At 71.1% G+C, this 8,938-nt stretch carries 8 protein-coding genes and 4 pseudogenes; 6 read left to right on the top strand and 6 right to left on the bottom strand.

Going from position 1 to position 8,938, the window contains the following annotated elements:
- Window positions 1-489, top strand: a 489-nt coding sequence (locus ABZ070_RS33110; RefSeq protein WP_356639361.1) for a hypothetical protein, incomplete at its 5' end; no start/stop codon positions are given.
- A gap of 101 nt (window positions 490-590) precedes the next feature.
- Here the strand turns inward: ABZ070_RS33110 and ABZ070_RS33105 are convergent.
- Window positions 591-1,211, bottom strand: a complete 621-nt coding sequence (locus tag ABZ070_RS33105; protein WP_356639359.1) for a hypothetical protein — start codon at window positions 1,209-1,211, stop codon at window positions 591-593.
- Window positions 1,212-1,521: 310 nt separating this feature from the next.
- On the opposite strand from ABZ070_RS33105, the pseudogene ABZ070_RS33100 reads away from it, so the two are divergent.
- The 4 genes and pseudogenes from ABZ070_RS33100 to ABZ070_RS33085 all read left to right on the top strand — a co-directional run.
- A pseudogene (locus ABZ070_RS33100) lies at window positions 1,522-1,766 on the top strand (hypothetical protein).
- Between the two features lie 659 nt (window positions 1,767-2,425).
- Window positions 2,426-2,677: a hypothetical protein gene (locus tag ABZ070_RS33095; RefSeq protein WP_356639357.1), complete on the top strand. Its 252-nt coding sequence runs from the start codon at window positions 2,426-2,428 to the stop codon at window positions 2,675-2,677.
- Window positions 2,674-3,069 carry a hypothetical protein gene (locus ABZ070_RS33090; RefSeq protein ID WP_356639355.1) on the top strand — a complete coding sequence of 132 codons (396 nt, stop codon included), beginning with the start codon at window positions 2,674-2,676 and terminating at the stop codon, window positions 3,067-3,069. The genes ABZ070_RS33095 and ABZ070_RS33090 overlap by 4 nt, the downstream gene beginning before the upstream one ends.
- A gap of 80 nt (window positions 3,070-3,149) precedes the next feature.
- Window positions 3,150-3,506 (top strand): annotated as a pseudogene (locus ABZ070_RS33085) (DUF5994 family protein); the annotation flags it as partial.
- A 54-nt stretch (window positions 3,507-3,560) separates the two neighbouring features.
- On the opposite strand, the pseudogene ABZ070_RS33080 reads toward ABZ070_RS33085, so the two are convergent.
- Window positions 3,561-3,790, bottom strand: a pseudogene (locus ABZ070_RS33080) (recombinase family protein); the annotation flags it as partial.
- 79 nt (window positions 3,791-3,869) lie between these two features.
- Here ABZ070_RS33080 and ABZ070_RS33075 point away from each other — a divergent pair.
- Window positions 3,870-4,010 (top strand): hypothetical protein, encoded by a 141-nt coding sequence (locus tag ABZ070_RS33075; RefSeq protein ID WP_356639353.1) that lies wholly within the window; start codon window positions 3,870-3,872, stop codon window positions 4,008-4,010.
- A gap of 266 nt (window positions 4,011-4,276) precedes the next feature.
- Here the strand turns inward: ABZ070_RS33075 and ABZ070_RS33070 are convergent.
- From ABZ070_RS33070 to ABZ070_RS33055, 4 genes and pseudogenes are all read right to left on the bottom strand, one after another.
- Window positions 4,277-4,463 (bottom strand): annotated as a pseudogene (locus ABZ070_RS33070) (SulP family inorganic anion transporter); the annotation flags it as partial.
- A 720-nt stretch (window positions 4,464-5,183) separates the two neighbouring features.
- Entirely contained in the window at window positions 5,184-6,764 is a 1,581-nt protein-coding gene (locus ABZ070_RS33065; protein ID WP_356639363.1) for an IS1182 family transposase, read from the bottom strand.
- Window positions 6,765-6,832: 68 nt separating this feature from the next.
- Window positions 6,833-7,072, bottom strand: a complete 240-nt coding sequence (locus ABZ070_RS33060; protein ID WP_356639352.1) for a hypothetical protein — start codon at window positions 7,070-7,072, stop codon at window positions 6,833-6,835.
- A 166-nt stretch (window positions 7,073-7,238) separates the two neighbouring features.
- On the bottom strand, window positions 7,239-7,523 hold the full coding sequence (locus tag ABZ070_RS33055; RefSeq protein ID WP_356639351.1) for an LPD29 domain-containing protein: 285 nt from the start codon (window positions 7,521-7,523) through the stop codon (window positions 7,239-7,241).
- Window positions 7,524-8,938: the final 1,415 nt, after the last annotated feature.

Genomic DNA, 8,938 nt, shown 5'->3' with positions numbered 1-8,938 from the left:
GAAGCCGACCACGCCCTGCTCAAGGACATGAGCGCCGCCCTCGGCAACACCTCGGCCGCGGTGCCCACACCCCGGCGCGGTGCGAAGAAGACCGCGGTGAAGAAGACAGCCCCCGCGAAGAAGGCAGCCTCAACGGCACCGGCAGCAGCCAAGCTGGACGCGAAGAAGGCCACGGTGAAGAAGGCCCCGGTCAACAAGATCGCCGGAAAGGCGGGCGAGGTGAAGGGCCCGGCGCTGACCGAACTCATCTACGCCCACCTGGCGGGTCAGAGCGAGCCGCGTACGGCGCAGGAGATCACGAAGGTCCTCGCTGAGGCGCATCCCGGCCGGACTGTGAACGTCAACCTGGTGCGCACGACGACCGAGCGTCTGGTGGGCCGCAGCCGGGTGGAGCGGGTCAAGCAGGGCTCGACGGTCTACTACACCGCCCGGGCCGCCGCGGACGCCGGCGACGCCGAGGTGGAGAAGGTGACGTCAGACGTCTCCTGAGCGCGAGGCGTGCTCGCGCAACCCCGTACGAGCGGCAGGGCCCGGCACCGGAGTTCAGGCGATGTCCCGGCTGGGCCCTTCGGCGTGCTCAACGGTGCTGACTACCGCGCTTGCCGCTGCGATGAGCGCCCCTGTCGCTGTCCGCGGCGGGCTTGGCCGGGTGCACGGCGCTGGGGCTCGTCACCACTGGTCGGCGTGGGCGAGGAGAACCCGACCGCCACCGGCATTCCGGCCGGGGCCGGCACACGCGGCCCGCCCTCATCTCCGCGCCCCGCCCGCTGCCCCTGACGCCGCTCCGCAGCCGTCGCGGCGGGTTCAGCAGACGGCGGGGGAAGCCCGACCACACGGGTGTGGGTCATGAGCTTGGCGCATGCCGAGCACACCTCGGCGAGGTGCCATACGCAGCCGACGGCGGGGTCGTGCCGCAGAACGAGGACGGTGCTGCCCGAGCAGTGGACGCGCATGCCCTCATGCGAGGTGCAGCTCTGCGCCCAGCACTGGCACGAGGCCCGCTCCCGCACCGTCGCGGCTTTCGCGTGTGAGGCGGCGTGCAGGGCGGCGAACCGGCGCAGCCCCGCGATGTCCCGCGACTTGGCGGGCATCGTGCACGCTGCGGTGGAACAGGTCACGGTTGCCGTCCGGTCCGCGTGCCCGGTCAGGCGCACGGTCCAGGTGCGGCCCGGGGTGCGTCCGGTGGAGAGTTCGACGGGGGTAGTACTCACACGCAGCCGTCCATTCGACGAGGGTCTTCGCTACTTGATGACTTCCCCGCCCCGCGGGCGTCGGCACCTGGCCGGGGCCGCTGATTGGGGTCCTGCCCTGCGGCGCGCGACGATCGTTTCCTCTGCGGGCCTGCGGCCCATGAGCACGCGTGCGGGGGCTGGGGTGTCTGGTGGCCCGCGGCCAGAGCGCTGTAACGCGGGCCAGGTCACTGTGCCAGAGCTGCCCCCCTTTCGGCACCCGTGTCCCGCCCGGCGGGAGGAACAGCGGTGAAACCTCCGTGTGTCAGTGCGCGCGGGGATGCTGGCGGGCATGGACGAGTTGCTGCGGCGCAGGGTGTACGGCGCCGACCACGACGACCCAGATCCCGGCCCCCCGGCCGGGGCACGCCTACCGCGGGCTGGTGGACGGCCTGCTCCTCGACGTCACCGGATGGAACAGCGGGCAACTGGCCGCGGGCGCGGCCCTGCCCACCCAGATCGGTGCCTTCGGACCGGGCGGACGCACGCCGGGCCGACGACGGCGCGTACTGGGACTGGCGGGGCGACATTCGCTGACCCCGGGCGTCAGGGGGTGCTTGTCCGGCCCGGCGGTGGCATCGGCTTCAACGACGGGCGCACCGCCGGGCACAAACAGACTCGCACACGCCTGTGACACCACAGCAAGGCCGCCTGCTCGCAGGCCGTTCCCGAAAGGCTCCGGCTGCTGGAGCCCGCCGCCCCGGGATCAACCAGGTCGTCGTCCGCGGACGGCTGGGGGGTCTTGGGGGAGGCGTGGGGCGCGTGGTTTTGGGGGTTGCTGCGTGTGGTGCTGGCCTGCTGGAAGTTCTGGGCGCGGTGCCGGATTTCTGCGGCGCGGTCCGCGAACGGCACCGCCTCGAAATCGGGGCCGGGGTGGGGGTCGGTGCTGGTGTGGCGATGGCCGGTTGCGTCGTAGGCGGTGATGCAGGCCGGGGAGGCGTCCTGCGGGTAGTCGGGCGGGATGGCGGCCCGGACGGACGTGTGAAATCGGCGGTGTGCAGGGGCCGTTGGGCCTGTTGCGTGAGGAACAGTTGGCCAGATGCACAGCCCACATCGTGACCGGAGTCGAACGCGTACAGGGCGACGACGACTGTCCACCGAGGGCTCACGGCACGGTCCTGCACAATCTGGCATTACCGTCAGCGCCGCCAGGGCTCTCTCACATCAACGGGTATACCTGATGTATTCTCGACGTTATGGCACACACGACGATCAAGGTCGAGGGCGCAGTCCGAGACAGGCTGGCCGCCCTCGCCGCCGAGAAGGGCACGTCCATCGCCCAGCTGGTCAGTGACTTTGCTGCGCATACGCCGACCGAGAGCGAGCGAGCTGAGCGCACGGCCCGTACGCTGGCCGTGCTGCGGGAGATGTCGGGCTATGCCCCGGACCCCGAGCAGGACCGCGCGGCAGACGCCGAGCTGGCCCGCCGACTCGGGGACGTGGCATGACCTCCGCCCCCTCCGGCACGCTGGACGTGGTCCTGGACGAGAATGCGCTCCTCGCCCTGGGGGCGGGCAATGTTCTGGTCTCCCGAATGCTGCACCAGTCCGCAGTGACGGACGCCTGGCGCGTCCACGTCGCCCTGGCCGCACTCGCGGATGCCGACCGGGTTCGCGCTGGGCTGGCCGGCCACGTAGCCATGCTCGACCAGATCGTCTTCCACCCCCTCGGCCTTGCAGCCGTCCTCGCGGCATCCGGCCAACCGCGCTCCCTTGGCTGGTCACACACCCGACACGTAGCACAGCCAGGTCTAGAGCGCCCCGAAGGGGCAAGGGTGGTCACCACCACGCCCACAGACTGGGACGGGGCTGGCGTCCGCATTCTCGACGTATCGCCCTGAACCCCGGGGATGTCAACGGCAAGCCCTGGCAGAACCTCCTGATCTCATCTGCTCCACTGCTGGTGCACGCTTAGCAAGGGAAGTTGCCCGCGCTGATCAGTGCATTGAGCGAGCATCTCGGACCGATCACCCGCGTCGGCGTGGACGCATCCGCCTGGGACTGCCTCCCCACCCGCCTGGTCATCGACGAGCGCGTAGTGCACCTCGACTCCGACCCGGTCGGCGACGACACCGCCCTCATCACCCGCGGCGACAACGACCACTTCGCCCTGCTGCTGGTTCCCCCGGAGACCACCGCCGATGCCGCCCGCGAAGCGATGGCCCGGGCCGTCCGCGCCGACAACACCACCCAGGCCGCAGAGATCCTCATCACCGCCCTTCCCGACCCAAGGGCCGCGCATGGCCCCGGCCTCGGGGAACAACGGAACCGCCGTTGAAGCGCCCCGGGGCACCGAAGGCGTGTCACCGTACGGGCTGTGATCGGCCCGGGGCTCAGGCTGGATTTGCTCGACGGACTCGCCGTCCGCCTCCGGCGGAGCACGGTGTGGAGCATGTCGTCGGTGATGACCGGCGGCCGGTCACCGTGCTTGCCCTTGCGGGCCGCGGTGTCGAGCCCTTCCAGCGTGGACTCGCGGATGTTCTCCCGCTCGGTCTCCGCCATCGCGGCGAAGAACGCGAACAGCAGCTTCCCCGGGCCCGTGGGGTCGTAGATGCAGGGCAGGGTCCGGCGAGTATTTCCAGGACGTCCACGCCGTCGAGGGGCAACGGTGTGGCTCACGGGGACGGCATCTTCGAGCACGGTGGCTTCGCCGTGCAACTTCCTCGACCGCAACCTCGTGGACGCCCTCGTCGGCGGCTGGGACCTGCAGGAGGTCCACGCCTTCGAGGAGGGTGAGTTGCCTCGGCGCTTGTGGCGGGTCACCCAGAGCCTGCCCCGGTAGCGGCCGGGACAGGCTGCTCGTTCAACCGGCGTCGGGCTGGTGCTCGGTAATCCAGCGGGCGGCGAGCAGGCCCGAGGCTGCGGTGAGGACTGCGGCGGCGACGACGGTGGCGTTCAGGCCGAGCCAGTCGGCGAGCACACCGGCAACGAGAGCTCCGGCGGCGTAGCCGATGTCGCGCCAGAACCTGTAGGTGCCGAGTGCGTTGGCGCGCCAGACCGGATGGGCGTGGTCGGAGATGGATGCGATGAGGGCCGGGTAGACCATGCCCCGGCGAGCGCGGCCAGCGGGATCTTCGACACGAGCGGGGCGGCGGCGAAGACGATGACGGCGAGGACAGCGGGCATGTGTCAGGGCGGCGAGCCGCGAGCCCGCTCCGGTACGGACGTTGACCGCGGTACGGGCGATCGCGGCGGTCGCCGGAACGCCGCCGAACAGTGGTGCGCCCAGATTGGCGCCGAGTTGGCGGCCGGCACCCAGGGAGCGGACGCGGTCGGCCTGCTGCTGTCCGCGATCGCACCCCGCACCCCGCGCACCAACGGTCCCGTCCCGCCCGACGCCGACACACGCCTGGCCGCGGCGGCCGGCCTGTGGCGCGCCGCCCTCGCGGCCGGACTTCCGTCCGGCGCCCTCGCCGACGCCGGCGCCTTCGGCGGACACCGCCCTCGCCGACGCCTTGTGGCTGTCCCTGACACGGGCGAGCGCCGAACACACCCCGGCCCTAACCGACGCCGATCTCGTCGCAGAACGCGCCGCCGCCCACCCCGACCGTGCCGACGCCCTGCTGCTTGTCACCCACGCGCCCGGGACGGCGGGAGCCGGCCCCACCCCTGACGCGGCCCCCGACAGGGGGCACGTCCCACCGCCGGCCAACGGCCGGCCCCGCTTCGAGGTGCTGCTCCCTGATCCGTCCGCCACCTTTGCCGCGGCTGCGCCCGGAGGTCTGCCGGGGGCGGTAACGGCCATGTTCTGTACGTCTGTTGGCGGGTTTCTCCGGTCGGCTTCCCGGCTCTCGTGCCCTGCCGTCCGCGGCGTCGTCCTGGAGCCGGGTGCGGGGCCGTTTTGCGGGTGTGCGCGGGGCTCGGGTGTGCCGGGCCGGGGGTGGCCGGGTCCTAGAAGGTCGATGAAGATCTTGGTGAGGGGCTGTCCGGCCGTCAGGCCGGGCAGCCCCTCAGGTCATCCACTGGCCGGTGCGATGTGCCAGGTGCCACTGGTGTGGGTGAGTCCGAGGTTGATGAGGCGGCGGAGGTTGAGGGCGGCGGCTCGGGTGTGGAGCCAGGTGTCGTTCTTGAGGGTGCCGCGGTAGCGCAGGCGCCGATTGCCGTGGTGGACGAGCCAGGCGACGGCGCGTTCGACCGGTGGCCGCCAGCGGCGGTAGTCGGCCTGCCAGCCGGGGTCGGTGGCGGCCTGGTGGCGAGCGGCCGCTTGGAGGTCGTGGTGCGGGCGGATGGTCAGGATGCGTCCGGCCCTGGCTTTGGTGCACCGCTCGCGCAGGTGGCATCCGGTGCATAAGCCCCCGAAGGAGGCTCTGCGTTGGTGGTGTTGCCCGCCGGGGTCGGACAGGGCCACGGTGTGTCCGGCCGGGCAGGTCACGGCGGCGGCGGTGGTGTCGATGGCGAAGTCGTCGAGGGTGAAGCCGCCGGGGACGGCGGGCCGCAGTGGTGCGGGCTTGAGGAACAGCCGGTGTCCGGCCCGGCCCAGGGCCTGGCGGGTGTCACCGGTGGAGTAGGCGGTGTCACCGAAGGCGTCCACCGGGGTGCCCTCGTCGGCGAGCAGCTCAAGACCCACTGCGGCCTCATGGTGCTCGGGCCCGGCGCCGGGCCGCAGAGCGACGGCGGTGTATAAGCCGGTCTCGGGCTCGATGGCCAGGTGGGCCTTGAAGCCGTCCTGCTGGTGGCTGCGGGTCTTGTGGACGTGCCGGGTTTCCGGATCGACGGTGGAGACCATCCGGTTCGGGGCGGTGCCCCGGGTGATGCGCCAGCGTCCGTCGCGACCGTCGGAGTCCTCGGCGGGCTCGACGTCTTGGCCGGCGACCAGGGCCAGGATGCCCACCGCGTTCGCGGCTTTCTCGCCGAGTTGCTGGTCGGGCAGGTGGCCCAGCAGCCGCAGCGCGTCACCGACCAGCGCGTCGACCAGCTCGGCGCGGGCCTGCTCGTCGTTCCAGGCGATGCGGGGCTTGCCCGGATCGGTGTAGTCGTGCGCGCTGCACTGGGCAGCGGCGATTGTCTCGGCGCCGGGGACCTCGCGGATCACCGCCCGGACGGCGGCGATGATCTGGGTGACGGTGTCCTGGGTGGCGACCGCGTCGTCCAGCACAGTGGAGTCCAGCGCCCGGCGGTGCTTGCCCTTGAGGACCCCGGTTGCCTGCACGACCTCGCGTACGGCCTCGAAGATACGGTTCGGGCGGGCGGAACCGGCCAGCCGGCGGCGGAAGTAGGCCAGCAGCGACGGATCGAAAGCCATGTCGTGAAGACCCAGACCGCATGCGGCCTTCCACCGCAGGTCGCACCGCAGTTCCTGGACCGTTTCGAAGTCCGACAGCCCGTGCAGGGACTGCAAGGTGACCGCCGAGGCCAGAATCTGCGGCGGCATGCTCGGCCGCCCGTTCGCCGACGGATACATGTCCACGAACATCGCCGCCGGGAACAGTTCACCGCGATGCCCGGCCAGGAACGCGAACACGCTCCCGGCAGGGATCAACTCCCGGCACGTCTCCCACACGTCCGGCCCGACGGTCTCGCCCACCCATTCGCCCATCGCCACACGACGAGTCTGGCCCTGCCGCTCACGCGGCAGGGCCAGAACCCAAGATCTTCACGAGCCTTCTAGGGGGTGGTGAGGTGGGCGAAGGGCGTGAAGTCCACGACGACGACCCGTTCTCCCGGCTTGACGGGGATCTCGTCACGGTCCCGCGTCGCGAAGTCGCAGTTGCCGATCTTGAAGCCGTCGACCACCTGGCGCAGGCGGCTGCACTGGAATCGTGCCGTTCCGGTGGCGAGGACGATCCTGCCCTTCTCGCACTGGGGGCAGGTGATCCGGCGGAAGTTGGGGCCGGGGTTCAGCATGCTTGTCCTGTTCTGGAGTTTCGTCCGGGGCCGGGGCCGGGGCCGGGGCCCGGCGGGGCGCTGGCCGGCCCGCCGCGTCAGTTCGCAGTGCGGTTCGCGGCCCGGGCCTCGGCCCGACTTCCGGTGCAGGGGGGCGCGGCCGGTCCGCGCCCCCGGTGGGGCGGTGTCAGCCGCGGTTGAGGGTGATCGCGGCGACGGAGGGAATGCCGTGGTAGTCGCGTCCGGCGCAGGTGACCGAGATGCGGGCGGGGCGACGCTCCTCGGAGGCGCCGTAGGTGGCGAGCAGGGGCGCGGTGACGGCGCTGACCGCGGTGCGGCGGGGGCCGCCGTTCCAAGTGACGGACAGCTCCCCCAACCTCTTGTCCCGGCCGGTGCGCACGGAGAACTTCACGCCGGGGAACGCCTTCCGCAGTTGCTTGCGCAGGTGGACGGCGACGATCTTGGGCGTCATGTAGCAGGCGGCGTACCCGCGCTCGGTGTCGCTGACGACGGGGGCGACGGAGGTGTAGCGGATGTGGACGTACGGGCTCGGCTTGCCGTCCAGGGTGAGCAGCTCGTAGCGGCGGGCGGGGCGGCCGAAGAGGGTGGAGACCGCGCAGTGGTGGCAGTTGCACGGGGAGACCAGCCACTGGCCGTGGCCTCTTCGAGGGTGCCCCGGTAGGTCACCTTGGTGCCGGCGGGCAGGCGCAGGGCGAGGTAGGAGGCGTCCACGGTGTCGGTGGTGGTGTTCATGGGTCCTCCTGGAGATTCGTTGCGCGTGGCGCCGCTGGTACAGGGAGCGACTCCGGCGGGAACCTGCTGACTGACGTCTTTGGCGCCATCGGTGGCGGTAGCGGCGTCGGCGACTTCGGTGGCGGAGGTTCCTGGGAAACCGGCGCCATCGGTGGCGGAGGCGAGTGGTGAGATTCCTTACCACTGTTTGTTGGTGAGTCTGTGCCGGGGGTGTCGGATGCGGCGCTCCCGCGGGGCCCTTGCAGCCGGTGTTGGTGAAGGCGGCGTCAGTATGCCGGGCCGTATTCGCGTCAGGGGATGGGCTGGTGGGAGTTCTCCGCCTGCCCGGCACTCTTTGTGTCCACTGCGGCTGAATACTTCAGCCGCAGTGCTGCCGACGCGCGGGCGGTGGATCCGGCGGCTCGCGCGTTGCCGGGTCTGATTGCCTCGTGTGAGCCTCCGCCGGGCGGGAGAGTAGACCTGCTGCCTTGATCTGGGGTGGCGCTGTGCAGTGCCGTGCGGAGGCGCTGGCGCGCCGGTGGCCGCTGTCACCGGCGGGATGAGGCGGGGCCGTGATCAGCCGTTGATCAGGGCCCCGCCAGCGTGCATTCCGTGGGGCGGAATGCATGCACCCGAAGCGATAACGCGCGGCACGCCGCCCGGTCACGCTCTTCCCGCCAATCGCCGGCGTTGGCGGGAAGAGCTCCTTGCGGCTTGATCGACCGTGCCTGGGACATGCTCCGTGGCCGCAACCGGTAACGCCCAGAACGTCCCGCATGCCGGCGGGGCATCTTCGGGACTTTCTGCATGAGCAGGCGCCTGGTGGCCGGCGACCGTCGCGGTGGAGAGTGCTGATCTTGATGGGTGGTTGACCTTGCTCGACGACACGGTGGGCAGGTAGAGATGCCGCATATTCATCGTCGATGTGGCCAGGCCCGTGACCAGTGCTTCCCGGCACGCTCGTAGCGACCACGACCTGGTCGTGTGTCTCGAGGCTGCTGGAACCCTCGAATCCCGGAGATGGTGATGGATGATCCGCGGTGGGTGGAGTGGCGCGGTGGGCGTGCTCATCAGTGGACTGCTTGATACGAAGAATTGAGGCGGGGCCCTGACCGTGACGAGGGTCAGGGCCCCGGCGTGCGTCTGGCCGGGCAG

The organism is Streptomyces sp. NPDC006283 (genome assembly GCF_040613325.1).
Classification (GTDB): domain Bacteria; phylum Actinomycetota; class Actinomycetes; order Streptomycetales; family Streptomycetaceae; genus Streptomyces.
Note: the sequence above shows the minus strand (reverse complement) of the source record. Positions and strands in the feature narration are given on the sequence as shown.